Raw genomic sequence first — 25,757 nt, 5'->3', positions numbered from 1 at the left:
CCCTCACCCGCCAGGGTGAGGGCCTGTCGGCTGTCGCGCCGTCATCACCTCGGGTCCTTCTGCTACCGGGGGTAGGCGCCGTCCGGCCGCTGGTGGCCGCTGCTGAGCTGGTTGCCCTCGTCGTCCGAGACGGTGCCGAACCAGGAGGTGCACCAGACCGACACCGAGTCGGGCCAGTACTGCACCTCGAAGGGGTGCCCGGGGCCGTAGTCGCCGTACGAGGTGACGATGAAGGTCTCCCCCGGCCGCATCCAGTAGTCCTCGCCGAGCGGTTCCAGCGTCAGTTCGACCAGCCCCTCGCTCCGGTTGGTCACGGGCATCCGGCCGCTCACCTCCAGCGCCGAGTAGTCCCAGGCGGCCGCGTCCTGGCTCTCCTGGCTCATCCGGCGGCCACCCGGGCCAGCAGGCCGCGGACGGCGGCGTCGAAGGCCTCGGGCGCCTCCAGGGGGCTCAGGTGGGCCGCCCGGGGGATGACGGTCAGCTCGGCGTCCGGGCGGGCCCGGACCATCAGCGCGGCCTCCTCCGGCGCCACCAGGGGGTCCTGGCCGCCCGCCACGACGGCGACCGGCACCCGTAGCGCGGCCAGCACGTCCAGGGCCTCCGGGCGGGCCGCCATGGCCCGCTGGGCCCAGGCGACGGCGGCCGGGGACGCGGCGGCGAGCATCGTCTCCACCCGCGCCACGAGGTGCTGCGAGTCGGGCCCGAGCTGCCCGGCCGCCACCTGCTCGTCCAGCAGCAGCTGCACGCTGTCCCGCGCGGTGACGGCGGCCGCGATCCGCTCCCGGTTGGCCCGGACGGCGTCGGTGTCGGCGGTGGCGCGGGTGTGGGCCAGCAGCAGCCCGGACAGCCGCCCGGGGTGGCGGCGGGCGAAGGCCAGCGCCACGTAGCCGCCCATGGAGATCCCGCCGACCACCGCGCGCTCGATCCCGGCCGCGTCGAGCAGCAGCGCGAGGTCGTCCGCGACCCGGTCCAGCGAGGGCTCGTCGACGCCCAGCTCGGTGCCGCCGAACCCCCGCTGGTCGGGGGCGAGCACCCGGGCCTCGTCCCCGGTCAGGCCGGGCAGCGTGTCCAGCTGGGACGACCACATCGAGGCGTTCAACGGAAAGGCGTGCAGCAGCACGAGGGGTGTTCCGGTACCGCTCTCGCGGACGGACACTGCGGAGGGGAGCTGGGTCATGGGCCCACCGTATTCCGGAGCGCCCGAGGGGCCCACTCAGCGGGCCCCGATATCCGCTTTGTCCTAGCCTGCCAGAGAGCAAGGGAGCGCGAATGATCGAGTTGCACGACCTGACCAAACGTTACGGCAAGACGCTCGCGGTGGACCGGCTCAGCTTCACCGTCCCGCGGGGAGTGGTGACCGGCTTCCTCGGTCCCAACGGCGCCGGCAAGTCCACCACCATGCGCATGATCCTCGACCTCGACCGCCCCACCGGCGGCCGGGTCACCATCGACGGCAAGCGCTACGGGCAGCTCAGCGAGCCGCTCAAGTACATCGGCGCGCTGCTGGAGGCCAAGGCCGTCCACCCCGGCCGCACCGCCCGCGACCACCTGCTCTGGCTCGCCCAGAGCAACCGCATCCCGGAGCGCCGGGTGGACGAGGTGCTCGCCCTGGTCGGCCTCACCCCGGTCGCCCGCAAGCGGGCCCGCGGCTTCTCGCTCGGCATGGGCCAGCGCCTGGGCATCGCCTCCGCCCTGCTCGGCGACCCGGAGATCGTCATGTTCGACGAGCCGGTCAACGGCCTGGACCCGGAGGGCATCCTCTGGATCCGCAACCTGATGAAGCGCCTCGCCGCCGACGGCCGGACGGTCTTCGTCTCCTCCCACCTGATGAGCGAGATGGCCGTCACCGCCGACCACCTGGTGGTCATCGGCAAGGGCCGGCTGCTCGCCGACCTGCCGATGCCGGAGTTCATCCGGCGCAACTCCCGCTCCGCCGTACGGCTACGCAGCCCGGAGCCCGAGCGGCTGCTCGACGTGCTGGCAGACGCCGGACTGCGCCACGAGCCCGGCCCGGACGGCTCCTACGAGGTCGTCGACGGCGACCTCGCCCGGCTCGGCGAACTGGCCGCGGCCAACGGTGTGGTGCTGCACGAACTCAGCCCGCAGCAGGCCTCGTTGGAGGTGGCGTTCATGCAGATGACGGCCGACTCGGTGGAGTACCACGCGGGCGGCGGACCGGACTCGGACACGACCGGCGGCCCGCACCGGGACGCGGCCGGGGACGCGCCCGTCGCCTGGGGCTCCGGCTGGAAGGCCGACGGCGCCCGGCAGACCACCGCCACGCGGCAGGAGGAGAACTGAGATGGCGTCCTTCCCGGCGATCCTGCGCTCCGAGTGGACGAAGATCAGCAGCGTCCGCTCGACGGTCTGGACGCTCGCGCTGACCTTCGTCGTCACCGTCGGCATCGGCGCGCTGCTGTCCCTGCTCACCAACAACAACTTCGCCGAGTTCCGCCGCAACGACCAGTCCCCGTTCGACGCCACCGGGACGGCCTTCTCCGGCATCATGCTCGGCGAGCTCGCCATCATCGTCTTCGGCGTGCTGGCCATCGGCAACGAGTACAGCACCGGCATGATCCGGGTCACCCTGGCCGCCGTCCCGCAGCGCGGCACGCTGCTCACCGGCAAGGCCGCGGTGCTCGGCGCGATGGCCCTCGGAGTCTCGGTGGTGACGGCCTTCGTCACCTTCTTCGTCGGCCAGGCGCTGCTCGGCTCGCACTCCACCGGCATCGGCGAACCGCACGTCCTGCGCGCGGTCTTCGGCGCCGCGCTGTACCTGACGATGCTCTGCCTGTTCTCGGCGGGCGTCACCACGATGCTGCACAACCAGACGCTCGCGCTCGGCGTGCTGGTGCCGTTCTTCTTCCTGCTCTCGCCGATCCTCTCGGCGGTGCCGAAGGTCAAGACCCTGGCCCACTACTTCCCCGACTACGCGGGCTCGCGGATGCTGCTGGTGTACGAGCAGCACGGCCAGCCGTACGGGCCGTGGCCCGGCTTCCTGATCTGCCTCGCCTGGACGGCCGCGGCCCTGACCGGCGGCGCGCTGGTGCTCAAGAAGCGGGACGCGTAAGGCGGTTCGGCCCCCGTACGGGGGCTCAGTAGCGCGGAGCGCCGCGGCCTCGCAGGACGTTGGAGGCCCGGCGCTCCCGTGCTCCCCAGCACGCCCGGTGCCAGTGCCGCCGGTCGTCCACGCCCGCGCCGTGCATCGGCCAGGCCACCACGTGGCCCGTCCTCGGCGGGATCTCCTGGTCACAGCCCGGGCAGCGGTAGAACCGCCCGGCCGTCCCGGCCACCGTCTGGACCACCCAGTCGTCGCCCTGGTAGCTCTCGGTGCGGCGCAGCGAGCCACCGAGTGGGGCGGCCGTCTCGGCGCTCTCGTGGGGGGCGGCGGCGCTCTTGATCCGGTTGCGGCGCGGCGACACGGCGGACTGCCTCTCTTCCGGGGCTGTGGGCCGTTCCAGCCTACGGCCGGCCGGCCTCCTGAACGGCCTCTATCACGGCTCCCCCCGGTGCTCCGGCGTTTTTGCCGAGATCCACCCGATCATCGGGGAAATTCGGGGTTCCGCGTGCCATTGGCACATGACATCGGATACCCACAAGGGGAAGAGGCGGGGCCCGCAGACCCTGCGCGCACCCGAGGAGGCCCAAGGATGACCAAGACCAGCACCCGCGCCGAGACCCGTCGGCCGGTCGGGGTCCGACCGCCCGCACCCGGTCCGACGCTGACCGCCGTCCCCCCGGTGACGGCCGCCGCCGGCGAGCCGCTGCCCGCGGCCCAGCGCGCGGGGGCGCGGCCGGCGGACACCGCGCCGGTGCGGGTCGGCCTGTTCATGCTGTCCGCGCAGTTCCCCGGGCAGAGCCACGGCGAGGCGCTGGAGCGCACCGTCCGGTCCGCCGTCGAAGGCGAGCGCGCGGGCCTGGACAGCGTCTGGCTGGCCGAGCACCACTTCGTGCCGTACGGGGTCTGCCCGGACGCCGCCACACTGGCCGCGCTGCTCCTCGGGCGGACCCGCCGGATCGGCGTCGGCACGGCGGTCAGCGTGCTCTCCACCCGGCACCCGGTCGCGCTCGGCGAGCAGGCCGCGCTGCTGCACCTGACCTCCGGCGGGCGCTTCACGCTAGGGGTCGGCCGGGGCGGGCCGTGGATCGACCTGGACGTGTTCGGCGACGGCGTGGCCGCCTTCGAGAACGGCTTCCCGGAACGGCTGGACCTGCTGCTGCGCTGGCTGCGCGGCTCCCGGGTGGGCGCGGACGGCCCGCAGTTCGAGTTCCCCGAGGTGGCGGTGGTGCCGCGGGCCACCGAACCGGTGCGGCGGCCCGGCCTGAGCAGCTGGCTCGGCCTCGGCGAGCAGTCCGGCCCGGTGCGCCTCCCGCGCCAGCGCCAGGACGAGGAGGGTCTCGGCGAGGAACTCACCGCCTCCGGCCGGCCGAAGGCCGGTCCGCCCGTGGTGGTCGCCTGCACCTCGCCGGGCGGGGTGCGGATGGCCGCCGAGCGCGGCCTGCCGATGCTGCTCGGCATGCACTCCGGGGACGAGGACAAGCTGCGGATGCTGGAGCTGTACCGCACCGCCTGGCTGGCCGCCGGGCGCAGCGAGGAGCAGCTGCGCCGGGTGGGCCGCCGTCACGTCGCGGCCGGGGTCGCCCAGGTCGACGACCGGACGGCGGCGGCCCGGTCCACCCTGCTGAACGCGATGCCCGGCTGGTTCGAGTACGGGCTCGGCGCCCACCGGACCGTGGACGGCCGCGAGCGCAAGATGCGCGACCCGCGCCAGTACACCGAACTCCTCTGCGACCTGCACGCGGTGGGCACCCCGCGGCAGTGCGCCGACCGGCTGCTGGCCACCGCCGAACGGACCGGCATCCGCCGGTTCGCCCTGCTCGCCGAGGGCAGCGGCGACCAGGAGGCGACGCTGCACAACATCGCCCGGCTCGGCTCCGAGGTGCTGCCGCAGCTGGGCTGAGGCCCGGGCCGCCGCCCCTCCCCCCGCACCGGGGGACGGGGCGGCCGGCACCGTGCCGGTCGAGATCGGGCGCTCAGCAGTCCCGCAGTTCCTCGGACTGGTTGAGCAGCTGCTCCCGGACGGAGGTGAAGCGCGTGAACCGCGCCTCATTGGCCTCCGACGGCACGAACACCGCGACCCGGTGACAGTTCTGGAAGGCCAGCCGGACGCCGAAGTGGCGCTGCAGGGCGCCCCGGATGGCATCGCTGGCGAGGGCGCGCAGCAGCTGGCCGCGGGCCTGCTCACTGGGCGGGGGTACGTGGTTGTCGGCGAAGTCGGTGCCGTCGACCTTCGCCTGGGCGACCAGCGAACTGATCAGGTCCCAGGCGTACGGCAGGGAGACGCGGACGCAGTCGACGAATTCCCGCTCGTCGACCTCGCCCCGCTCGGCCTTCTCCAGCAGGGCCGGTGAGACGTCGAGCGACATGGATTCTCCTCTCACGGTCCACCCGCGCGGCGCCCGGGTGGTCATGCGTAGTCCAAGCTCAGATGAGGTGGGCGTATCGCGCGTGGTGTCCGGAACACCGTGGAGCGGGCGTTTCCGGCACCTTCGCGACCAGTGGCGACGGGCACGGGACGTGACGTCCCGAACACCGACCGCGCTCAGGACAGCGTGTCAGTGAACAGCGGAGCAGGCCGGTCATTCCTGCGGATTGCTCCGGAAACCCGCCTCGGTGCACCAGATTGGCCGGATCCTGTCGGATCGTTCATCGGAAGTCTCCATCCCCGTTGACAGCGATCCCGCAAGCGTGCCGTCACACACCGTAGCGACCCCAGGGGATGGGCGCCAGACCACGAACGGACGGGAGCGGGAACCGCTGACCCTCCATGTTCGCGGGGTTCGCGCTTTCTTCACCCCGTCGTCGTGGAATCGCATCAACTGGCCCCGGTGGGCTAGCGTGGTCGACCGTGCGTCTCGTAATTGCCCGCTGCTCAGTCGACTATGCCGGTCGGCTCTCCGCCCATCTGCCCTCCGCCACCAGGCTCATCCTGGTCAAGGCCGACGGCAGCGTCAGCATCCACGCCGACGACCGCGCCTACAAGCCGCTCAACTGGATGTCCCCGCCGTGCGTCCTCAAGGAGGCCGACGGGGTCTGGACGGTGGAGAACAAGGCCGGCGAGAAGCTCATCATCACGCTGGAGGAGGTGTTGCACGACTCGTCCCACGAGCTCGGGGTGGACCCGGGCCTGATCAAGGACGGCGTCGAGGCACACCTCCAGGAGCTGCTCGCGGACCGGATGGAGGTGCTCGGCACCGGCTGGTCGCTGATCCGCCGCGAGTACCCGACGGCGATCGGCCCGGTCGACATCCTCTGCCGCGACAGCGACGGCGCCACGGTGGCCGTCGAGATCAAGCGCCGCGGCGAGATCGACGGTGTCGAACAGCTCACCCGCTACCTCGAACTCCTCAACCGCGACCCGCTGTTGGCCCCGGTCAAGGGCGTCTTCGCCGCGCAGGAGATCAAGCCCCAGGCCCGCGTGCTGGCCACCGACCGGGGCATCGGCTGCGTGGTCCTGGACTACGACGAGCTGCGCGGCATCGACGACGACAAGCTCAAGCTGTTCTGACCGCTCAGCGCGTCCCGGTCGGGGCGCCCGTCCCGCTCGGGGCCGTCGGCGACATGGACGACGTCGGCGACGTGCTGCTCGGGGTGGGCGCCGGGGGCGTCGAGGTGGTGCTGGGTACCGGATTCGTCGACGGCGCCCCGGTCGGCTGGGGCGGCTGGGACTGCCCCGGCTGCGGCACCGGCGGCTGCGGCTGGCCCGGCGCGGGCGACTGCGACTGCTGCGGGGCCTGCGACCCGGTCGCCCCCGGCGAGGAGCTCGGCTTCTTCGACGCCGACGGGCTCGGCGAGCGCGACGCGCCGGCACTACCCGACGGCTCCGGGCTGCCGCCGGGCTGCCCCGTCGCCGCGCCCGGCGCGGTGCCGACCGTGCTCGGGCCGGTGCTGCCGGAGGGCAGCGGGAACGGCGGGTCCTGGACGCCGCCGCCGTCGTCCAGCCGGCCGCTGTGCGGGTCGTTGCCCTGGTGGCCGTCCGGCCCGGCGAAGCTCATCGCCACCGCCGTCCCGAGCACGCCCAGGGTCAGGACGGCCGCGGAGACCACAGCCACCCGACGCCGCCTGCTGGACTTCAGACGGGCCGGCACCCGGGCCGCGATCTTGCGGATGACCGGGCCCCGGCTGGACACCGCGGCGGGCGGCCCGGCGGGCAGCTGCCGCCCGTCGGCGTGCAGCAGGTCGAGCATCCGGCGGGCGGAGGCCACACCGCGCTGCTCCCCCGCGGCCGCCCGCAGGGTGAGCGCGGTCTCCAGTTCGGCGACGGCCCGGGACGGCTGCTGGAGACAGATCGCGTGCACGCCCGCCTCGTGGTGGAACCAGGCCTGGTCGACCGCCGAGCCGCTGCGCCGGGCCGCCTCCAGGCCGAGCTGCAGCACCCGCTCCCAGGCGCCCCAGCGCAGCGCCAGCGCCAGCGCGGGCGCCGCCGCCCGGGCGAGCTTGACCACCGCTTCGTGCCGTCCGGCGGTCCGGTCGGCGAGCAGGACGCCGATCAGCACCTCGGCCTCGGCGGCGATCTGTTCCAGCGTCACCGAGCTGTGCCCGACCCACCAGGCGAAGTGCTGGGCGGCCCCGTCGACGCAGCCGAGGGGCGGCCAGTGCGGGGCGAGCAGGTCGAGTGCTCCGGCGGTCAGCCGGTGGTGCCCGCCGATGGACACCGCCAGTCCGGCGTCGGCGAGTTCGGCGAGGGCGGCCTCGCCCTGGCCGACGTCGATCAGCGCGGGCAGGTGCGGGGCGGTGGGGCACTCGCCGCCGAGCGCGACGGCGAGCCGCAGCACGGCCTGCGCGGGCTCGCTCAGCCCCTCGGCGAGCCGCACGGCGGGCGAGGCCGTCTCGGCGACCGAGGGCAGCGGGACGGTGCGGCGCAGCGCGTTCTCCCGGACCGCCGGGTCGGCGTCGCGGACGGGCCCCTCGACGGCGCCGAAGACGTCCAGCCGGTCGTCCTCGGCGGCGACCAGCGCGTCCACCGCGACGTCCCGCTGGCGCAGCAGCGCGGCGGCCTGGACGAAGCGCAGCGGCAGGCCCTCGGACTCGAACCAGAGGTCCACCGCCCAGGCCTTCTCGGCGACGTCCATGGGCCGCCCGGCCAGCCGGGCGGTGAGGGTGAGGCAGGCGGAGCGGGAGAGCCCGGCGACGAGGTGGTCCCGCATCCGGGAGTCGGCCGGCAGCGGCGGGCTCTCCGGCGCGACCGAGACCAGGAAGGCGCAGCCTGGCGCGGCGGCCAGCAGTTGCTCCAGTTCGGCGCCGGAGGGCTCGGCGGCGTCGATCACGACGACCGCGGCGAGCTCGGCGAGGTGGACGGCGAGCCGGCCCGGGTCGGGCCGGTAGCCGGGGGCGTGGTGGGTGGCGGCGAACAGGTCCTGGAGCAGGTCCGCGACGGTGCGGCGGTGGCCGCACAGCTGGACGACGCCGCCGGGGGCGAGGTCGGCGGCGGCCTCGGCGACGGCCGACAGCAGGGAGCTGCGGCCCGAGCCGGCCTGGCCGACCAGGCGTATCGAGCGGCCTTCGGCGAGCAGGCCGAGCAGTTCGGCGATGTCGGCCTCGCGGTCCAGCAGCGGCAGGTCGGCGGGGCCCGCGCCGAGCGCGAGCGGGCCGACCGCGCGGCCGACGCCGCCGACCGGGCCGCGGGCGGGCTCGCTGCGTTCGATCCGGCGCGGGCGCGGGCGCCACTCCTCGGGGCAGGGCCGCGCCTCGGAACCGTCCGGGGCGCCGACTCCCACCAGCAGTCCGCCGGAGACCAGTTCGCCGCCGCGGGTGCGGACGGCCTCCTGCCGGAACTCCCCGGATGGCTGTGCCACGTTCTGCTCCGCATCGTGCTCGGCCGCCGGCGCCGCGCGCCGGCCGGCGGACGCCCCGGTCATGGCCGCGGACGTCCCGGTCGTGGCCGCGGGCGGTCTGGGGCAGCCCCGGCGGCCGTCTTCTGACGGGCAGACTCTCGCACATCCGGGCCCGCCCGTGCAGGGCGGTCCCGGGGCGGGGCCGGTGGAGGGCGCTGACCAGGCGCGTTACAGGGCGATCCCGTGCGCTTCGGCGATGCCGCCGTCGACGGCGAGGATGCGGTGCAGCTTGGTGGCCACCAGCAGTCGTTGGAGCTGCGCGGGGACGGAGCGCAGCACCAGGCGGCGGCCGATCCGGCCGGCCCGCCGGTGGGTGCCCATGATCACTCCGAGGCCGGTGGCGTCCCAGAACTCCAGTCGGGCGAGGTCGAGCACGAGGTCGCCGAGGCCGCCGTCCACGGCCCGGTGCAGCTGGGCCCGCGCGTCGGCGGCGGTGCGCACGTCGAGGCGGCCCTCGATGGCCAGCGCCGCGTGGTCGCCGGTGATGCGCATGCTCTCCTCCTTCGCCTGGAAGGCCTGGTGCGGGGCGGGTCCACCCCGGCCGTACCGGGTGCGGGAGTGAGGGGCCGTTCCGGGCGGGTTCGTTCCGGGCGGGCCGCGGCCCCACACCCGGACCCGGTCGGAATGCCGGGTTCCCTCATCTGACGGTGAACCGGCTCCGCAGGTTGCTGGTTCCGGCCGGATCTGAAGCAACTTCACTCGTCCGAGGGAATATACGCAGGAAGTCTCCACACCTACGCTCGATTACCGCCCAAATCACCCGTCTGCGGCACCCGGCGTGAGGAAACTCACCCGCGCCCCGCGGGGCGGGCCGAACGATGCTTCGCCCGTACGGCCCACCCGGTCGTTCGACCCCGTCGGCTCACTTGCCTTCGTACGGGTAGAAGCCGCGGCCGCTCTTGCGGCCCAGGTCCCCGGCGGTGACCATGCGGGCCATGATCTCCGGGGCGGCGAACTTCTCGTCCTTGGTCTCGGTGTAGATGTTCTGGGCGGCGTGCAGCAGGATGTCGACGCCGGTCAGGTCGGCGGTCTGCAGCGGGCCCATGGCGTGGCCGAAGCCCAGGCGGCAGGCGGTGTCGATGTCCTCGGCGGTGGCGACGCCCGACTCGTACAGCTTGGCGGCCTCGACGACCAGCGCGGTGATCAGGCGGGTGGTGACGAAGCCGGCCACGTCGCGGTTGACCACCACGACCTCCTTGCCGACGCCCTCGGCGTAGGCGCGGACGGTGGCCAGCGTCTCGTCGCTGGTCTTGTAGCCGCGCACCAGCTCGACCAGCTTCATCATCGGGACCGGCGAGAAGAAGTGGACGCCGACGACCGACTCGGGGCGCCGGGTGGCGGCGGCGATCCGGGTGATCGGGATGGCGGAGGTGTTGGAGGCCAGCACGGCGCCGTCCTTGGCGAGCTTGTCGAGCTCGCGGAACACGGCCTCCTTGACGTCCAGTTGCTCGAACACGGCCTCGACCACGATGTCGGCCTCGGCGACGGCGCCCAGGTCGGTGGTGGTGGTGATCCGGCCCAGTGCGGCCTCGGCGTCCTCGGCGCTCAGCCTGCCCTTGGCGACGAACTTCCCGTAGGAGGCGCGGATGCCCGCGAGGCCGCGCTGCAGCGCCTCCTCGGTGACGTCCCGCAGGACCACCGGGTGGCCGGCCTGCGCGGAGACCTGGGCGATGCCGGCGCCCATCAGGCCGGCGCCGATCACGGCGATCTGCTTGCTGGACGCATTGCTCATGGCTGGGTCTCCCGATGCCGTCGCCGCCCCGCGGGCGGGCCCTGAAGGCGGCTCAGGGCAGGGGTGACCGCCTTCACGAGCCGCATCGCTCACGCGGACTCTAGTGCCCGAACCCCGCGCGCAATAGCAATCGGGAGTGTGATCTGCAACCGGCCTGGTCAGGTGATCAGATGGTCAGTCCGAGGTCCTGGGCCAGGATCGCCGCCTGCACCCGGCTGCGCAGCCGCAGCTTCGCCAGGATCCGGCTGACGTGCGTCTTCGTGGTCGCCTCGGCCATCTCCAGCCGGGCCGCGATCTCCCCGTTGGACAGCCCCGCCCCGATGCAGGCCAGCACCTCCCGCTCACGGCCGGTCAGCCCGCCCACCGCCGCCCGGGCCTCCGGCCCGACCTGCCGCTCCGAGCGGGCGAAGGACCCGATCAGCCGTCGGGTGACCGACGGCGCCAGCATGCCGTCCCCGCGCGCCACCGTCCGTATCCCCTCGACCAGGGTGTCCGCCTCCAGGTCCTTGAGCAGGAACCCGGCCGCGCCGGCCCGCAGCGCGCCGTAGACGTACTCGTCCAGGTCGAAGGTGGTCAGCACGAGCACCTGGGCGGCACCGGCGGCGACCACCTCGCGGGTCGCCGAGACGCCGTCCAGCCGAGGCATCTGCACGTCCATCAGCACCACGTCCGGCCGCAGCTCCAGGGCCAGCCGGACGGCCTCCTCGCCGTCGGCGGCCTGCCCGACCACCTCGAAGTCCGGCTCGGCGCGCAGGATCATCACCAGCGCCGCCCGTACCGCCGCCTGGTCCTCCGCCACCAGCACCCGGATCGTCATGCCCGCCCCTCGCTCTCCTGTGCCCGCGGCAGCACCGCGCGCACGCTCCAGTACCCGTCCTTCGGCCCCGCCTCGAAACTCCCGCCGAGCAGCCCGGCCCGCTCCGCCATGCCCACCAGCCCGGCCCGGGCCCCGGGGAGTCCGCGGCCCGGCTCGCCGCGGTACGGGCTGTCGACGGCGATCCGCAGCTCCTCGGGCCCGAACTCCAGCCGCAGCCGGACCAGTCCGGGGCCGGCGTGCTTGAGCGCGTTGGTCAGCGACTCCTGGACGATCCGGTACGCGGCCAGCCCGACCGGCACCGGCACCTGGCCGCGCTCGCCGTGCTCGGCGAGCTCGAAGTCCAGCCCGACGTCCAGGCCGGCCGCCCGGGCCTTGGCCAGCAGGGCGTCCACCGCGGCCAGGTCCGGCGCCGCGTACGACTCGTCGACCTCTCCCCCGCCGCTGTCCCGGAGCAGTCCGATCATGCGACGCATTTCGGCCAATCCCTGGACGCTGTTCTCCCGGATCACCGCCAGCACCTCCACCAGCGGGTCGTCCGAGGGCAGGCTCCGGCGCCTCGCCACGGACTGCGCACCGGTGGCGTGGATCGCGATCGCCGACAGATGGTTGGCCACCACGTCGTGCAACTCCCGTGCCATCCGCGCCCGTTCCGCGCCGACCGCCTCGCGCCGGTCCATCTCCGAGAGCAGCGCGGTCTGTTCGGCCCGCAGCCGCTCGGTGTCCGCCTCCTGCCGGTGCTTGCGCACCACGTCGCCGGTCCACACCGGCGCCAGGAAGACCAGCGCGCTGAGCACCGCGATCAGCAGCCCGGTCGAGGTGCCGTTGGCGTACCAGGCCAGGCCCGCGAGCACCAGCACGGTGGACCCGCCGGTCAGGTGCAGCACCCGCGACATCCGGCGGCCGCCGTAGATCACCGCCGCGTACAGCAGATCGGTGTACATGATCAGCGTCGCCAGCAGGCTGCCGGTGAGCAGGCCGGCCGCGAAGGCGAGCCCGCCGACCGACACCGCGAGCACCGGCCTGGTCCGCCGGCCCAGCTCCAGCCCGGCCATCACCAGCATCGGCAGCGCCACCGCCCAGACCGGCACGTGGTCGGCGTTGTCGTACACCCGGAAGACGATCAGCACCGTGCCGCCGAGCAGGCCGCACAGCGCGATCAGCCGGTCCAGCCGGCGCGGGGAGAGGGACGGAACGAGCACACCCCATCTCACCATCCCCGGCAGCCCGCCCGGCTCCGGTCCACGGACGAGCCCGCTACATCGAAAGATGCAGGCCCGGACGGCACCGCACGACGACGACACGGCCGCACCCGCCCCCGAGGCTGGACCCACCGCCGAACGCCCGGGAGCACAACGTGATCATCACCCTCATCGTCGCCGCCGAGATCTCCTGGTGGATCGTGCTCGGCCTCGCCCTCTCCACCCGCTACCTGCTGCGGTGGCGCCGCACCAGCACCGTGCTGCTGCTCGGCCTCCCGGCCGTCGACCTCGCCCTGTACGCGCTCACCGTGCTCGACCTGCGCGGCGGCGCCGAGGCGAGCTGGACGCACGCGCTCGCCGCGAGCTACGCAGGCTTCTCGGTCGGCTACGGCCCCTCGCTGGTCCGCTGGGCCGACCGGCACTTCCTGCACCGCTTCGCCGGCGGCCCCAAGCCGCTGCCCTCGCCGAAGTACGGCCCGGAGCGGACCAGGTACGAGTGGCAGATCGCCGGTCGCACCGTCGTCTCCGCGGCGATCACGCTCAGCCTGATCACCCTGCTCGTCCCGCTCTCCGGGGGCACCGCCCACTACGGCACCTTCGCCCAGTGGTACTGGCGCCTCGGCATCACGGCCGTGGTCAACGTGGTCGTGGCCGCCTGCTACTCGCGGTGGCCCAAGGAGGCGCCGGCGGGCGTGCCGGTCGAGAACGGCCGGGTCGTCGAGGTCGAGAAGGTCGAGAAGGCCGAGGATGCCCGGAGTGCCGAGGGCACCGAGACGGTCGGACGGCGCTCCTAGCGGTTCTCGCCCGGAACCCAGAGCACGTCGCCGCGCTCCTTGTTGGCCACCCGGGCCAGGATGAACAGCAGGTCGGAGAGCCGGTTGAGGTACTTCGCGGTCAGCGGGTTGACGGTGTCGCCGTGCTCCGCGATCGCCGCCCAGGTGGAGCGCTCGGCCCGCCGCACCACCGTGCAGGCCAGGTGCAGGTGGGCCGCGCCGGTCGTGCCGCCGGGCAGGATGAAGCTGCGCAGCTTCTCCACCTGCTCCAGGTAGTGGTCGCAGTCCCCCTCCAGCCGGTCGACGTAGGACTGCAGCACCCGCAGCGGCGGGTACTTCGGGTCCTCGACCACCGGGGTCGACAGGTCCGCGCCGACGTCGAACAGGTCGTTCTGGACCCGGACGAGCACCGCCGCCACGTCCTCGGGCAGGGCCCCGACCGCGAGGGCCACCCCGATCGCCGCGTTCGCCTCGTTGGCGTCGGCGTAGGCGATCAGCCGCGGGTCGGTCTTGGTGGTCCGGCTCATGTCACCGAGCGCGGTGGTGCCGTCGTCGCCGGTACGGGTGTAGATGCGCGTCAGATTGACCATGCGGCCACCCTAGCCGGGCACCGTCAGGCGACGTTGACCCTCTGCCCGGGCGGGGCCGCCTCCAGCCATGCGAGGAAGCCGGTGAGCGCGTCGTCGCTCATCGCCAGCTCCAGCGGCGCCCCGTTGTGCAGGCAGCGCAGCACCACCGAGCCGGAGAGCAGGGCCAACTCCTCCTGGCCCTCCGGGTAGCGCCGGCCGAGCACCTCGATCTCCCGGCGCGGCAGCACCCTGCGCGGGCGCGGGGCGTACGAGAACACCCGGAACCACTCGATCGAGTCGCCGCTGTACCGGCCGATACCGAAAACCCACCCCTTGCCGTCGGTCGGGGGGACCGGGGCGGAGGTGGGTTTGCCGTTCTCGTCGAGGTCGGGCTGGGTCGAGGCGTCGGCGGGCATTTTGAGCCGGTAGCTGCAGTCGAACGTGCCGCCCACCCGTTGGATCAGGCGGCGGCGCACGGCGAAGGCCACCAGGCCGATCACACCGAGGGCCACGACCGCCGCACACACCACAAGCGCGAGGACCATGCTCACCTACCTCCTCGCTACCCGCGTTCCCCGTAGCGGTCGTATCAAGCGACCGCCCTGACCTACCAACTACGACGACAGTCCCGGGGTCACGCTCGCGCGTCCCCGGGACCGTCGGTCGACCCCGAAGCCGGGGTCCGGCACACTCAGGCGTGGGCCTTGAGGCCGCGCGCCGCGAACAGTCGGACCTCGGCACGCCGCTCGGCGTGCTCGTCCAGGCCCGACTTGGCCTTGTCCAGTGCGCGCTCGGCGCGCGCGACGTCGATCTCGTCCGCCAGCTCGGCGATCTCCGCGAGCAGAGACAGCTTGTTGTCGGCGAAGGAGATGAAGCCGCCGTGCACCGCGGCGATCACGGTGCCGCCGTCCACCGTGCGGATGGTGACCGGTCCGGTCTCCAGCACGCTCAGCACCGGGGTGTGCCCCGGCATGATGCCGGTGTCACCGGAGGCCGTACGGGCGACGACGATGGTGGCCGCACCGGACCACACCTTGCGGTCGGCTGCGACCAGCTCGACGTGCAGCTCAGCCAACGTGGGCTCCTAGGCTCATGCAACGCCCGATTACTCGGGAGTTTCGGTAAGAATAACGGCCCCGCGCCTCCGGCATGAAACCGGCGGCACGGATTTGACCGGAATCACAGCCGATGCGACGCGAGGGGCGGTCCCCAGGCTCGGGGGCCACCCCTCACGGTCACTCAGCTGCTACCGGCCGCGACTACTTCTTCGCCAGCTCGGCGGCGTTCTTCTCGAGGTCCTCGATGCCACCGCACATGAAGAAGGCCTGCTCCGGGACGGAGTCGTACTTGCCGTCCGCGATCGAGTTGAAGGCCTCGATGGTCTCCGACAGCGGCACGGTCGAGCCCTCGACACCGGTGAACTGCTTCGCCACGTAGGTGTTCTGCGAGAGGAAGCGCTCGATGCGACGGGCGCGGTGCACCGTGATCTTGTCCTCTTCGGACAGCTCGTCGATGCCGAGGATCGCGATGATGTCCTGGAGGTCCTTGTACTTCTGCAGGATCCCCTTGATACGGATGGCCGTCTCGTAGTGGGTGTGCGCGATGTACCGCGGGTCGAGGATGCGGGACGTGGAGTCCAGCGGGTCGACGGCCGGGTAGATGCCCTTCTCCGAGATCGGGCGCGACAGAACGGTCGTCGCGTCCAGGTGGGCGAAGGTGGTGGCCGGCGCCGGGTCGGTCAGGTCGTCCGCGGGGACGTAGATCGCCTGCATCGAGGTGATCGAGTGACCGCGGGTCGAGGTGATGCGCTCCTGCAGGAGGCCCATCTCGTCGGCCAGGTTCGGCTGGTAGCCCACCGCGGAGGGCATGCGGCCGAGCAGGGTCGACACCTCGGAACCGGCCTGGGTGAACCGGAAGATGTTGTCGATGAACAGGAGCACGTCCTGCTTCTCGACGTCACGGAAGTACTCCGCCATGGTCAGCGCGGAGAGCGCGACGCGCAGACGGGTGCCCGGCGGCTCGTCCATCTGGCCGAAGACCAGCGCGGTCTTGTCCAGGACGCCCGAGTCGACCATCTCGTCGATGAGGTCGTTGCCCTCACGGGTGCGCTCGCCGACGCCGGCGAACACCGACACACCACCGAAGTTCTCGGCGACGCGGTAGATCATCTCCTGGATCAGAACGGTCTTGCCGACACCGGCGCCACCGAACAGACCGATCTTGCCACCCGTGACGTACGGGGTGAGCAGGTCGATGACCTTGATGCCGGTCTCGAACATCTCGGTCTTGGACTCGAGGTCCTTGAACGCGGGGGCCTTGCGGTGGATCGGCCACCGGACCTGGACCTGCGACTCGAACTCGTCCTTGTCGACGTTCAGCACGTCGCCGAGGGCGTTGAAGACCTTGCCCTTGGTGATCTGGCCGACCGGCACGGAGATCGCGGCGCCGGTGTCGGTGACCTGCGAACCGCGGACCAGGCCGTCGGTCGGCTGCATCGAGATGCCGCGGATCACGCCGTCGCCGAGGTGCTGGGCGACCTCGAGGGTGAGGAGCTTCTTGCCCGTGCCGTCGGGGTTCTCGACCTCGACGTGCAGGGCGTTGAACATCTCCGGAATCGCGTCGACGGGGAACTCCACGTCGACGACCGGGCCGATGACCCGCGCGACGCGGCCCGTCGCCGTGGTCGGCTCAACAGTGGTGGTCATACTCATTCGCTCCCGCGGCTAGCGTCGGCCAGCGCGTTGGCGCCACCGACGATCTCGCTGATTTCCTGGGTGATCTCGGCCTGACGGGCCGAGTTGGCAAGCCGCGTGAGCGACTTGATGAGCTCGCCGGCGTTGTCCGTCGCGCTCTTCATCGCGCGACGACGGGCGGCGTGCTCGGAGGCAGCCGACTGCAGCATCGCGTTGTAGATCCGGCTCTCGACGTACCGCGGCAGCAGTGCGTCGAGGACGCCCTCCGCCGACGGCTCGAAGTCGTACAGCGGGAAGATCTCCGACTTGGCCGGCGTCTGGTCGCTGAGCTGGACCTCGTCCAGCTTCAGCGGCAGCAGCCGGGCCTCCACCGCGTTCTGCGTCAGCATCGACACGAACTCGGTCGAGACCAGGTGGAGTTCGTCCACGCCGCCCGTCTCGGCCGTGAAGGCCTCGATCAGGTCGGCCGCCACGGTCTTCGCGTCACCGTACGTCGGCTTGTCGGAGAATCCCGTCCACGAGCCCGCGATCGTGAGACCGCGGAACGTGTAGTACGAGACGCCCTTGCGGCCGACGATGTACGTCACCACGTCCTTGCCCTCGGCCTTCAGGCGCTCGGTGAGCACCTGGGCGGCCCTGATGGCGTTGGTCGAGTAACCGCCCGCCAGACCGCGGTCCGCCGTGATCATCAGCACGGCGGCACGCGCGGCGTTCGGGTTCTCGGTGGTGAGCGGGTGCTTGGCGTTGGACCGGGTGGCCACCGCCGTCACCGCCCGGGTGAGCTCATCGGCGTACGGAGTGGAGGCGGCCACCGCGCGCTGCGCCTTGACGATGCGCGACGCGGAGATCATCTCCATCGCCTTGGTGATCTTCTTCGTCGCGGTGACAGAGCGGATCCGGCGCTTGTAGACCCGAAGCTGTGCTCCCATGGGTCGTTACGTCCTTTCCCTCGCTACCGGACTCAGGCCTGCTCGGAGAGCAGCTTGCCGTCAGCCGTCTGGTAACCCTGCTTGAAGGCCTCGATCGCGGTGGTCAGCGCGTCGACGGTGCCCTCGGCGAGCAGACCGGTCTCGACGATGCCGGCGAGCAGGTCCTTGTGCTGCAGGCGGACGTGGTCCAGGAACTCGCGCTCGAAGCGGCGGATCTCGGCGACCGGGACGTCGTCCAGCTTGCCGGTGGTACCGGCCCAGATGGAGACGACCTGCTCCTCGACCGGGAACGGCTGGTACTGGCCCTGCTTGAGCAGCTCGACCATGCGCGCACCGCGCTCCAGCTGGGCCTTGGAGGCCGCGTCCAGGTCGGAACCGAAGGCGGCGAAGGCCTCCAGCTCGCGGTACTGGGCGAGGTCCAGACGCAGGCGGCCGGCGACCGAGCGCATGGCCTTGATCTGGGCGGAGCCACCGACGCGGGAGACCGAGATGCCGACGTTCACGGCCGGGCGGATGCCGGCGTTGAACAGGTCGGACTCCAGGAAGCACTGGCCGTCGGTGATGGAGATGACGTTGGTCGGGATGTACGCCGAGACGTCGTTGGCCTTGGTCTCGATGATCGGCAGACCGGTCATCGAGCCGCCGCCCAGGGCGTCGTTGAGCTTGGCGCAGCGCTCCAGCAGACGGGAGTGCAGGTAGAACACGTCACCCGGGTACGCCTCGCGGCCCGGCGGGCGGCGCAGCAGCAGGGAGACGGAGCGGTAGGCCTCGGCCTGCTTCGACAGGTCGTCGAAGATGATCAGGACGTGCTTGCCGTCGTACATCCACTCCTGGCCGATGGCCGAACCGGTGTACGGGGCGAGGTACTTGAAGCCGGCCGGGTCGGAGGCGGGAGCGGCCACGATGGTGGTGTACTCCAGCGCGCCGGCCTCCTCCAGGGCGCCGCGGACGGACGCGATGGTGGAGCCCTTCTGGCCCACGGCGACGTAGATGCAGCGGACCTGCTTCTCCGGGTCGCCCGAGCGCCAGTTGTCGCGCTGGTTGATGATCGTGTCGACGGCCACCGCGGTCTTGCCGGTCTGGCGGTCGCCGATGATCAGCTGACGCTGGCCGCGGCCGATCGGGGTCATCGCGTCGATGGCCTTGATGCCGGTCTGCAGCGGCTGCTTGACCGACTTGCGGGCCATGACGCCGGGGGCCTGCAGCTCGAGGGCACGACGGCCGGTGGCCGCGATGTCGCCCAGGCCGTCGATCGGGTTGCCCAGGGGGTCCACGACGCGGCCGAGGTAGCCGTCACCGACCGGAACCGAGAGGACCTCGCCCGTGCGGCGCACGGTCTGGCCCTCCTCGATGCCGCCGAACTCACCGAGGACGACGACACCGATCTCGCGGGTGTCGAGGTTCAGCGCGAGGCCGAGCGTGCCGTCCTCGAACTTCAGCAGCTCGTTCGCCATGACCGAGGGCAGGCCCTCGACATGCGCGATGCCGTCCGCCGCGTCAGTGACCGTACCGACCTCTTCCACAGAAGCGGCGTCCGGCTGGTACGACTGGACAAAGTCGGCCAGCGCGTCCCGGATCTCCTCCGGACGGATCGTAAGCTCCGCCATCAGGCTTCCCTGCTCTCCTAGTTTGCGATCCTCGGCCCGCCATTGAGGGCCGCAAGTACTCGACTCTCGGCCGGGTCGTATGAACCGGCCGTACGATGTACCGGCTCCTTGGGGAACCGGTTTCCCGACCGAGGGTCGGATGTGCTGCTTCGGTGCTCAGCCTTCGAGCGACTGGCGAGCGCCTTCGAGGCGGCTCGACACGGTGCCGTCGATGATCTCGTCGCCGATCTGCACCCGGACGCCGCCGACGACCTCGGGGTCGACGTCGATGTTCAGGTGGACCTGGCGGCCGTACATCCGGCCCAGAGCGCCGGACAGGCGCTCCCGCTGGGCGTCCGACAGCGGCACCGAGGTGGTGACCAGGGCCACCATGCGGTCACGGCGCGCAGCGGCGAGCTTGGAGTAGGACTCCAGGCCCTGCTCCAGGCTACGGCCACGCGGTGCGTTGACCAGGGCGGTGACCAGTCGGACGGTGCCGGCGTTGGCGCGGCCGCCGAGCAGCTTCCTGATCAGCTCGGCCTTCGCGACGGCGCCGGCCTTCGGCTCGGTCAGCGCGGCGCGCAGCTCGTGCGAGCCGCTCACCACCCGGCCGAAGCGGAACAGCTCGTCCTCGACGTCGTCCAGGACGCCGACCCGGTCCGCGGCGATGATCTCGGCGTACGCGGCGAGCTCCTCGATCGCGTCCACCAGGTCACGCGCACCCGACCAGCGGGAACGGACCAGCCCGGAGACCAGGTCCACGGCCTCGCCGGAAACCTGACCGGTGAGCAGCGAGCTGACGAGCTGGGCCTTGTCCTGGCCGGACCGCGAGGGGTCGGTCAGGACTCGGCGCAGCGACACCTCGCGGTCCAGCACGGCCGTGACGGCGGTGAGCTCCTCGGCGAGCTTGGCCGGGTCCACCGCGGTGGAGTCGGTCAGGCTCTCCAGGTTCTGCCGGCCGGCGCCGAGGGCCTCACGGCTGGCGCCGATCACTTGGCCGCACCCTGAGCAACGGCGGCCTTGGCCTCCAGCTCGTCCAGGAAGCGGTCGACGACGCCGCTCTGGCGGGTGTGGTCCTCCAGGGACTCACCCACGATGCGGGACGCCAGCTGGGTGGCCAGCGAGCCCACGTCCTGACGCAGGGCGGCAGTCGCCTGCTTCTTGTCCGCCTCGATCTGGGCGTGACCGGCCGCGACGATGGCCTCGCGCTGGCGCTGGCCCTCCTCGCGCATCTCGGTGAGCTGGGCGGCGCCCTGCTCGCGAGCCTGCTCGACGATGCGGGCAGCCTCGTGGCGCGCCTCGGCGAGCTCGGCGCGGTACTGCTCAAGCACGGCCTGAGCCTCCGCCTGAGCGGCCTCGGCGCGCTCCATGCCGCCCTCGATGGCGTCCCGACGCTCCGACAGCACCTTCTCGATGCTGGGGAGGAGCTTCTTGCCGAGGAGACCGAAGACGATGAAGAAGCAGAGCAGGCCGATGACGATCTCGGGCCAGTTGGGGAGGAGAGGGTTCATCGTCTCCTCGGCCGCGAGCTGAGCCGCGATGCTCATATCTGGACCTTCCTCGAAAGGGTCTAACGGCGGGGAATTACTTGCCGGCGCCGAAGACGAACGGCATGACGATGCCGATGAGGGCGAGCGCCTCGGTCAGCGCGAAGCCGATGAACATGTTGGAGCGGATCAGGCCGGCAGCCTCGGGCTGACGGGCCATGGCCTGGACACCGTTACCGAAGATGAGACCAACACCGATGCCGGGGCCGATCGCGGCGAGGCCGTAACCGATCGAGGCGACGGAACCGTAGACCTCAGCGAGGTTCTGCATTTCAGCTTGTCCTTTGCGGGGTGGTGGACCGGTGGTGGTTGGCCACCGGGCGTTCGGGAGGGGAGGCAGCCGGAGCTGCGAGGCTCAGTGCGCTTCTTCCAGGGCACCGGCGATGTAGCTGCTGGCCAGCATCACGAAGATGTAGGCCTGCAGGAACTGGACCAGCAACTCGAAGGCGGTCAGGCCGACGGCGACCACGAAGGAGGCCGAGCCGTAGAGCGCGCCCAGGGTCGGGCTGAGCAGGTACCAGGAGGCGATGGAGAACATCACGATCAGCAGGTGGCCGGCGAACATGTTCGCGAAGGCTCGGACCGCGAGCGTGAAGGGGCGCACGAAGATGTTCGAGAAGAACTCGATCGGCACCAGGATGAACATGACCCAGCCGGGGATGCCCGAGGGCCAGCAGAGGTTCTTGAGACCGCCGACGAAGCCGTGCTTCTTGAAGGTCAGCGTCATGTAGGTGATCCACACGACCGCGGCCAGACCCGCCGGGAACGCGATCGACGCCGTCACCGGGAACTGGGCGAACGGGATGATCGACATGATGTTCATCAACCAGACGAAGAAGAACATCGAGACCAGCATCGGGACGTACTTCTCGCCCTTCTTGCCGATCGTCTCCATCACGATGGAACGCTTGACGAAGTCGTAGCCGATCTCACCGACCAGCTGCAGCTTGCCGGGGACCAGGCGCGGCTTGGCGAAGGCGGCCCAGAAGAACACGACCACCAGCAGCGCGACGATGATCGACAGCAGCATCGGCTTGTTGAAGTCGACGCCACCGACCGAGAAGATCGGCTTGAACTGGAACTCGTTCAGGCCCGGGGCCGGGAAGCCGCAGCCAGCGTCCCCGAAGTGGCAACTGCCTGAGGCGAGCGAGGACGTGAGTTCAGCACTCACCGCGGACTCCTTCGTCGTGACGCATGGTTACGGCAACCTCGGTGTGTCGGCGTGGCCTGCGACCACGGAGCGGCACTGGAACTTGATGGGTTTCTCGCCGACCCCGCGCGACGGCGTACTGCACGACCACGGGATCATCGAAGACTGCGCGGGTCCGGGGGGCGATCCGTCCACTGTCAGGACAGACCTGGCCTCTTCCCGTACTCCGTTGTTGCGACGGACGATAGCAGCCCGTCAGTGCGGCATAAACACCGCCCCCCTCGTTGGGGGGACAGTTGGCCCTCGTCACTGTTGACGACCCTTGTCGGAGGGCTTGTCACCCTTGCTTTCCGAGGCATTGGGGTCGACGTAGAAGGTCTTGGCCTTGAGCGCGCCGCGCACCTGGAAGCCGGTGAAGATCAGCACGCAGCCGATCAACGTGAAGGCGAAGGTCCGCCGGTCGAAGAGCTCGGTGTTCTTGAACACCGCCAGCACGATGCCGACCAGCAGGATCTGAGTGGTGTACACCAGCAGCGCCGCGGCCATCATGATCTGCGGGTTCGACCTGGTCAGCCGGTCGAGCGCGAACTGGCCCGAACTGAAGAAGGCCAGCACCAGGAGGGCGCCGAAGAGGGCGCCGAGCAGGCCCTTCCCGCCGGCGACGGCGAAGGAGATCGCCATGGCGATGATTCCGGCGGCCGCAGTGGGAATCGCGGCGCCTCGGAGGATCCGGGCGTCGGTGGACGGCATGTCGGCAGCTCCGGCGGCATGTCGATGTGGCGGGGGGACGGGCACAACGGTGACGGGTGACACCGGACCGAGCATCGCCGCCGGGCCGCCCGCGGGGACGGCGGGCCCGTCGAGGGAGACCAACAGGGACGGAAGTCATCCACCTGTCAGGTCTTTCGGCGTGTTCTCGGTACTCGTGAACGGTATCACAAACTATTTGATGAGAGCTTTACCATGAATGTGTGGCACCTGTCACACCGACGGCCCAGCGAACCCGCCGATCGGGTGAAGCCATCCGACGGATCGTCAACTCACCCGTCAGCGACGGCCGCCGGCCGGTCCGTGGTCGGCCCGCTCAGCGGAGTCCCGGCCGGCCTCACCGAGGAGTTGCTTGTCCTTCGCCGACAGTTCGGCCATCGGAGCGGAGGACTGCCGGCGGTACCGCGGCGGGACGAAGGACTGCACCGCCCGCGGGGCGCGCGGCCGGAACCGCGGGGTGAGCAGCACCACCAGGCCGACCAGGCAGAGCCCGGAGAGCGTCAGGGCCACCGTGCGGCCGGTGTTGGTCACCGAGAAGGCCACCGTGCCGAAGGCGATCAGCGCGGCCCAGAAGTACATGATCAGCACGGCCCGGCTGTGCGAGTGCCCGACCTGCAGCAGCCGGTGGTGCAGGTGGCGCTTGTCCGCGGCGAACGGCGACTGGCCGGCCCAGGTGCGGCGGACCACCGCGAGCAGCAGGTCGGCCAGCGGCAGCGCGATGACCGTCAGCGGCAGCAGCAGCGGGATGTAGATCGGCACCAGGGCGTGCACGGCGGCCCGCTCCGAGCCGGTCTCGTTGCTGATCAGGTCCGGGTCGACCCGGCCGGTGACGGAGATCGCGGCGACGGCCAGCATCAGGCCCAGCATCATCGAGCCGGAGTCGCCCATGAAGATCCGCGCGGGGTGCATGTTGTGCGCCAGGAAGCCCAGGCACATGCCGATCAGCAGCACGCTGAACAGCACGGCGGGCGCCGCGTCGGTGATCGCGTAGCCGTACCAGAGCCGGTAGCTGTACAGGAAGAAGGCCATCGCGGCGATGCAGACCATGCCGCCGGCCAGCCCGTCCAGGCCGTCGATGAAGTTCACCGCGTTGACCATGACGACGACCAGGGTGACCGAGATGACCATGCCCTGGGTGGGGCTCACCGCAACCGCGCCGACGCCGGGCACCGGGAGGGTGATCACCGTGACGCCCTGCCAGACCATCACACCGGCGGCGATCATCTGGCCGCCGAGCTTCACCAGCGCGTCCACGCCCCACTTGTCGTCGAGCACCCCGAGCAGCCACATGATCCCGGCGCCGGACAGCAGCGCGCGGATGTCGGTGCCCTGGGTGAACACCTTGCTCAGGTTGTCGAGTTGCGAGGCGACCAGGATGCCCGCGCACAGCCCGCCGAACATCGCGATGCCGCCGAGCCGCGGCGTGGGCTCGCGGTGCACGTCACGGGCGCGCACCGGCGGCATCGCGCCGGCCGCGATGGCGAACTTCCGGACCGGGCCGGTCAGCAGGTAGGTGACGGCGGCGGTGCAGAACAGCACCAGCAGATACTCACGCACCACTGGCCTCCTGCATGACTGTCGAACGGGGAAGTACCGAAGGTACTCCCCTGCCTTCCCGGGGTTCGAGGTGCGTCGCCACGGCACACACCTTATTGAGTCGGACGCCGGGGACGTGCATCGCGGTTCGCCCTCCCGGGTAGGAGATCGGGATGCCCGTGGCCGGTCAGCCCCGGGCCGGCCCGGCGAAGGCCGCCGCCAGCTCCCGGACCCGGGCCGCGGCCGGGGCGGTGGCGCCGCCGGCGACCACCCGCGCGATCAGCCCGGCGATCTCCGACAGCTCCGCCTCGCCCATCCCCTGGCTGGTCACCGTGCCGGTGCCCAGCCGGATCCCGGAGGTCTCCGCGGCCGGCGCCGGGTCGTACGGCAGCGCGCACTTGCCGAGCAGCAGCCCGGCCGCCGCGCAGCGCCGCTCGGCCTCCGCGCCGCTCACGCCCAGCGGGCTCACGTCGGCCGTCACCAGATGCGTGTCGGTACCGCCCGTCAGGGGGCGCAGGCCGGCCGCTGCGAGCCCCTCGGCCAGGGCCCGAGCCCCGGACACCGTCCGCTGCGCGTACGCCCGGTAGGCGGGCGTCGCGGCCTCCGCGAGGGCGACCGCCTTGCCGGCCACCTCGTTCATCGCCGCGCCGCCCTGGCTGAACGGGAACACCGCCCGGTCGACCCGGTCGGCCAGCTCGGCCGTGCACAGCAGCAGGCCGCCGCGCGGGCCGCGCAGCAGCTTGTGGGTGGCCGCCACCGTGACGTCCGCGTACGGCACCGGCGAGGGCGCCACCCCGGCCGCGACCAGGCCGGTGGTCTGCGCGACGGAGGCGATCAAGTAGGCGTCCACCTCCTCGGCGATCTCCCGGAAGGCCGCCCAGTCCGGGTGCCGGGGGTAGGAGATCGACCCCGCGACGATGGCCTTCGGGCGGTGCAGCCGGGCCAGTTCGCGCACCTGGTCGAGGTCGATCAGCCCGTCGTCCTCGCGCACGCCGTACCCGGTGAAGTCGAACCAGCGGCCGGAGAAGTTGGCGCGCGAGCCGCAGCTGAGGTGGCCGCCGTGCTCCAGCGACATCGCCAGCACCCCGTCGCCGGGCCGCAGCAGCGCCGCGTACGCCGCCAGCATCGCCGAAGTCGCCGACCGGGGCTGGACGTTGGCGTGCGGGGCGGCGAACAGCTCGCGGGCCCGGTCGATCGCCAGCAGCTCGGCGGCGTCCGCCAGCGCGCAGCCGGTGTGGTGCCGGCGGCCCGGATAGCCCTCGGCGTACTTGTCGATCAGCGGGCCGGTGAGGGCCGCCAGGACAGCGGGAGTGGTGAGGTTCTCCCCCGCCAGCAACTGGATCGTCTCGGCCCGCCGTTCGGCCTCCGCGGCCAGCAGGTCCGCGAGCTGCGGATCGGCGCGGTGCAGCGCCTCGGACGCCGACGGGCGCCCCTGGGTCGTGGTCGGTCCGGTCGCGGCATCGGTGACGGTCATGGCGGGGCTCCCGGTCGCTGCGAGTGGGGGCACCTCCCAGCCTGCGGCCGGGGGACGGTCCGACCAGCGTAGGACCGTTGCCGCCGCCA

The 25,757-nt window shown here is 71.8% G+C and carries 27 protein-coding genes; 5 read left to right on the top strand and 22 right to left on the bottom strand.

The annotated features are described in order from the left end of the window. Positions 1–62: 62 nt before the first annotated feature. Positions 63–383 (bottom strand): hypothetical protein, encoded by a 321-nt coding sequence (locus AC0B61_RS24185; protein ID WP_471742820.1) that lies wholly within the window; start codon positions 381–383, stop codon positions 63–65. After that, a complete protein-coding gene (locus AC0B61_RS24180) occupies positions 380–1,177 on the bottom strand; it encodes an alpha/beta fold hydrolase (RefSeq protein WP_471742819.1) in 798 nt (265 codons plus the stop codon). The genes AC0B61_RS24185 and AC0B61_RS24180 overlap by 4 nt, the downstream gene beginning before the upstream one ends. Before the next feature lie 92 nt (positions 1,178–1,269). Here AC0B61_RS24180 and AC0B61_RS24175 point away from each other — a divergent pair, with 92 nt between their 5' ends. Both AC0B61_RS24175 and AC0B61_RS24170 read left to right on the top strand, forming a co-directional pair. Next, positions 1,270–2,301, top strand: a complete 1,032-nt coding sequence (locus AC0B61_RS24175) for an ABC transporter ATP-binding protein (RefSeq protein ID WP_471742818.1) — start codon at positions 1,270–1,272, stop codon at positions 2,299–2,301. A gap of 1 nt (position 2,302) precedes the next feature. Then, positions 2,303–3,070, top strand: a complete 768-nt coding sequence (locus AC0B61_RS24170) for an ABC transporter permease (RefSeq protein WP_471742817.1) — start codon at positions 2,303–2,305, stop codon at positions 3,068–3,070. Between the two features lie 25 nt (positions 3,071–3,095). Here the strand turns inward: AC0B61_RS24170 and AC0B61_RS24165 are convergent, their stop codons facing one another. Continuing rightward, entirely contained in the window at positions 3,096–3,422 is a 327-nt protein-coding gene (locus tag AC0B61_RS24165) for an ATP/GTP-binding protein (protein WP_471742816.1), read from the bottom strand. Positions 3,423–3,812: 390 nt separating this feature from the next. Here AC0B61_RS24165 and AC0B61_RS24160 point away from each other — a divergent pair, with 390 nt between their 5' ends. Continuing rightward, the gene (locus AC0B61_RS24160; protein WP_471742904.1) at positions 3,813–4,961 is read left to right on the top strand and encodes an LLM class flavin-dependent oxidoreductase; all 1,149 of its coding nucleotides are present in this window, start codon (positions 3,813–3,815) and stop codon (positions 4,959–4,961) included. A gap of 73 nt (positions 4,962–5,034) precedes the next feature. On the opposite strand, the gene AC0B61_RS24155 is transcribed toward AC0B61_RS24160, so the two are convergent. Further along, positions 5,035–5,427, bottom strand: coding sequence for an SCO5389 family protein (locus AC0B61_RS24155; protein WP_471742815.1), 393 nt, complete (start codon positions 5,425–5,427; stop codon positions 5,035–5,037). Positions 5,428–5,909: 482 nt separating this feature from the next. Between AC0B61_RS24155 and nucS the strand changes: the two genes are divergently transcribed. After that, positions 5,910–6,569, top strand: a complete 660-nt coding sequence (gene nucS / locus AC0B61_RS24150) for an endonuclease NucS (protein ID WP_360233661.1) — start codon at positions 5,910–5,912, stop codon at positions 6,567–6,569. A gap of 4 nt (positions 6,570–6,573) precedes the next feature. On the opposite strand, the gene AC0B61_RS24145 is transcribed toward nucS, so the two are convergent. The 5 genes from AC0B61_RS24145 to AC0B61_RS24125 form a co-directional block, all read right to left on the bottom strand. Then, positions 6,574–8,856, bottom strand: coding sequence for a P-loop NTPase family protein (locus AC0B61_RS24145; RefSeq protein WP_471742814.1), 2,283 nt, complete (start codon positions 8,854–8,856; stop codon positions 6,574–6,576). Positions 8,857–9,063: 207 nt separating this feature from the next. Beyond that, a complete protein-coding gene (locus AC0B61_RS24140) occupies positions 9,064–9,387 on the bottom strand; it encodes an STAS domain-containing protein (RefSeq protein WP_471742813.1) in 324 nt (107 codons plus the stop codon). Positions 9,388–9,757: 370 nt separating this feature from the next. Beyond that, the gene (locus tag AC0B61_RS24135; protein ID WP_471742812.1) at positions 9,758–10,627 is read right to left on the bottom strand and encodes a 3-hydroxyacyl-CoA dehydrogenase family protein; all 870 of its coding nucleotides are present in this window, start codon (positions 10,625–10,627) and stop codon (positions 9,758–9,760) included. A gap of 166 nt (positions 10,628–10,793) precedes the next feature. Continuing rightward, positions 10,794–11,444 (bottom strand): response regulator, encoded by a 651-nt coding sequence (locus tag AC0B61_RS24130; protein WP_471742811.1) that lies wholly within the window; start codon positions 11,442–11,444, stop codon positions 10,794–10,796. Then, positions 11,441–12,643 (bottom strand): sensor histidine kinase, encoded by a 1,203-nt coding sequence (locus AC0B61_RS24125; RefSeq protein WP_471742810.1) that lies wholly within the window; start codon positions 12,641–12,643, stop codon positions 11,441–11,443. Before AC0B61_RS24125 ends, AC0B61_RS24130 begins: the two co-directional genes overlap by 4 nt. A gap of 155 nt (positions 12,644–12,798) precedes the next feature. Here AC0B61_RS24125 and AC0B61_RS24120 point away from each other — a divergent pair, with 155 nt between their 5' ends. Continuing rightward, positions 12,799–13,437: a hypothetical protein gene (locus tag AC0B61_RS24120; protein WP_471742809.1), complete on the top strand. Its 639-nt coding sequence runs from the start codon at positions 12,799–12,801 to the stop codon at positions 13,435–13,437. Here AC0B61_RS24120 and AC0B61_RS24115 read toward each other — a convergent pair. The 13 genes from AC0B61_RS24115 to AC0B61_RS24055 all read right to left on the bottom strand — a co-directional run bounded on the left by AC0B61_RS24115 (position 13,434) and on the right by AC0B61_RS24055 (position 25,668). Continuing rightward, entirely contained in the window at positions 13,434–14,006 is a 573-nt protein-coding gene (locus AC0B61_RS24115; RefSeq protein WP_471742808.1) for a cob(I)yrinic acid a,c-diamide adenosyltransferase, read from the bottom strand. The two genes, AC0B61_RS24120 and AC0B61_RS24115, sit on opposite strands and share 4 nt — an antisense overlap. Before the next feature lie 23 nt (positions 14,007–14,029). Next, positions 14,030–14,530 carry a DUF2550 domain-containing protein gene (locus AC0B61_RS24110; protein ID WP_471742807.1) on the bottom strand — a complete coding sequence of 167 codons (501 nt, stop codon included), beginning with the start codon at positions 14,528–14,530 and terminating at the stop codon, positions 14,030–14,032. 146 nt (positions 14,531–14,676) lie between these two features. Beyond that, entirely contained in the window at positions 14,677–15,060 is a 384-nt protein-coding gene (locus AC0B61_RS24105; RefSeq protein ID WP_471742806.1) for a F0F1 ATP synthase subunit epsilon, read from the bottom strand. Between the two features lie 184 nt (positions 15,061–15,244). Beyond that, complete coding sequence (gene atpD, locus AC0B61_RS24100; RefSeq protein WP_471742805.1) at positions 15,245–16,690, bottom strand: F0F1 ATP synthase subunit beta; 1,446 nt, start codon at positions 16,688–16,690, stop codon at positions 15,245–15,247. 2 nt (positions 16,691–16,692) lie between these two features. Continuing rightward, positions 16,693–17,607, bottom strand: a complete 915-nt coding sequence (locus tag AC0B61_RS24095; RefSeq protein WP_471742804.1) for a F0F1 ATP synthase subunit gamma — start codon at positions 17,605–17,607, stop codon at positions 16,693–16,695. Between the two features lie 32 nt (positions 17,608–17,639). Further along, positions 17,640–19,214 (bottom strand): F0F1 ATP synthase subunit alpha, encoded by a 1,575-nt coding sequence (gene atpA / locus AC0B61_RS24090; RefSeq protein ID WP_471742803.1) that lies wholly within the window; start codon positions 19,212–19,214, stop codon positions 17,640–17,642. A 156-nt stretch (positions 19,215–19,370) separates the two neighbouring features. Next, positions 19,371–20,186, bottom strand: a complete 816-nt coding sequence (locus AC0B61_RS24085) for a F0F1 ATP synthase subunit delta (protein ID WP_471742802.1) — start codon at positions 20,184–20,186, stop codon at positions 19,371–19,373. Then, entirely contained in the window at positions 20,183–20,740 is a 558-nt protein-coding gene (locus tag AC0B61_RS24080; RefSeq protein ID WP_471742801.1) for a F0F1 ATP synthase subunit B, read from the bottom strand. The genes AC0B61_RS24085 and AC0B61_RS24080 overlap by 4 nt, the downstream gene beginning before the upstream one ends. 37 nt (positions 20,741–20,777) lie before the next feature. Continuing rightward, positions 20,778–21,011 (bottom strand): ATP synthase F0 subunit C, encoded by a 234-nt coding sequence (gene atpE, locus AC0B61_RS24075; RefSeq protein ID WP_350504378.1) that lies wholly within the window; start codon positions 21,009–21,011, stop codon positions 20,778–20,780. A gap of 84 nt (positions 21,012–21,095) precedes the next feature. Further along, positions 21,096–21,911 (bottom strand): F0F1 ATP synthase subunit A, encoded by an 816-nt coding sequence (gene atpB, locus AC0B61_RS24070; protein ID WP_471742800.1) that lies wholly within the window; start codon positions 21,909–21,911, stop codon positions 21,096–21,098. Positions 21,912–22,196: 285 nt separating this feature from the next. Next, entirely contained in the window at positions 22,197–22,640 is a 444-nt protein-coding gene (locus AC0B61_RS24065; protein WP_471742799.1) for a hypothetical protein, read from the bottom strand. A gap of 297 nt (positions 22,641–22,937) precedes the next feature. After that, the gene (locus AC0B61_RS24060; protein ID WP_471742798.1) at positions 22,938–24,215 is read right to left on the bottom strand and encodes an MraY family glycosyltransferase; all 1,278 of its coding nucleotides are present in this window, start codon (positions 24,213–24,215) and stop codon (positions 22,938–22,940) included. Positions 24,216–24,381: 166 nt separating this feature from the next. Beyond that, positions 24,382–25,668, bottom strand: coding sequence for a serine hydroxymethyltransferase (locus AC0B61_RS24055; protein WP_471742797.1), 1,287 nt, complete (start codon positions 25,666–25,668; stop codon positions 24,382–24,384). Positions 25,669–25,757: the final 89 nt, after the last annotated feature.

The organism is Kitasatospora sp. NPDC023385 (assembly GCF_055664045.1).
This window is presented reverse-complemented; position numbering and strand designations above follow the sequence as displayed.

Excerpts from the sequence above, each read along its gene's own strand:
- atpE (WP_350504378.1), bottom strand. The coding sequence starts at position 21,011 with ATGCAGAACCTCGCTGAGGTCTACGGTTCCGTCGCCTCGATCGGTTAC.
- AC0B61_RS24140 (WP_471742813.1), bottom strand. The coding sequence starts at position 9,387 with ATGCGCATCACCGGCGACCACGCGGCGCTGGCCATCGAGGGCCGCCTC.
- AC0B61_RS24130 (WP_471742811.1), bottom strand. The coding sequence starts at position 11,444 with ATGACGATCCGGGTGCTGGTGGCGGAGGACCAGGCGGCGGTACGGGCG.
- AC0B61_RS24095 (WP_471742804.1), bottom strand. The coding sequence starts at position 17,607 with ATGGGAGCACAGCTTCGGGTCTACAAGCGCCGGATCCGCTCTGTCACC.
- AC0B61_RS24065 (WP_471742799.1), bottom strand. The coding sequence starts at position 22,640 with ATGCCGTCCACCGACGCCCGGATCCTCCGAGGCGCCGCGATTCCCACT.
- AC0B61_RS24180 (WP_471742819.1), bottom strand. The coding sequence starts at position 1,177 with ATGACCCAGCTCCCCTCCGCAGTGTCCGTCCGCGAGAGCGGTACCGGA.
- AC0B61_RS24110 (WP_471742807.1), bottom strand. The coding sequence starts at position 14,530 with ATGGTCCTCGCGCTTGTGGTGTGTGCGGCGGTCGTGGCCCTCGGTGTG.
- atpA (WP_471742803.1), bottom strand. The coding sequence starts at position 19,214 with ATGGCGGAGCTTACGATCCGTCCGGAGGAGATCCGGGACGCGCTGGCC.
- AC0B61_RS24185 (WP_471742820.1), bottom strand. The coding sequence starts at position 383 with ATGAGCCAGGAGAGCCAGGACGCGGCCGCCTGGGACTACTCGGCGCTG.
- AC0B61_RS24155 (WP_471742815.1), bottom strand. The coding sequence starts at position 5,427 with ATGTCGCTCGACGTCTCACCGGCCCTGCTGGAGAAGGCCGAGCGGGGC.
- AC0B61_RS24170 (WP_471742817.1), top strand. The coding sequence starts at position 2,303 with ATGGCGTCCTTCCCGGCGATCCTGCGCTCCGAGTGGACGAAGATCAGC.
- AC0B61_RS24175 (WP_471742818.1), top strand. The coding sequence starts at position 1,270 with ATGATCGAGTTGCACGACCTGACCAAACGTTACGGCAAGACGCTCGCG.
- atpD (WP_471742805.1), bottom strand. The coding sequence starts at position 16,690 with ATGACCACCACTGTTGAGCCGACCACGGCGACGGGCCGCGTCGCGCGG.
- AC0B61_RS24080 (WP_471742801.1), bottom strand. The coding sequence starts at position 20,740 with ATGAGCATCGCGGCTCAGCTCGCGGCCGAGGAGACGATGAACCCTCTC.
- AC0B61_RS24115 (WP_471742808.1), bottom strand. The coding sequence starts at position 14,006 with ATGGTCAATCTGACGCGCATCTACACCCGTACCGGCGACGACGGCACC.
- AC0B61_RS24055 (WP_471742797.1), bottom strand. The coding sequence starts at position 25,668 with ATGACCGTCACCGATGCCGCGACCGGACCGACCACGACCCAGGGGCGC.
- AC0B61_RS24135 (WP_471742812.1), bottom strand. The coding sequence starts at position 10,627 with ATGAGCAATGCGTCCAGCAAGCAGATCGCCGTGATCGGCGCCGGCCTG.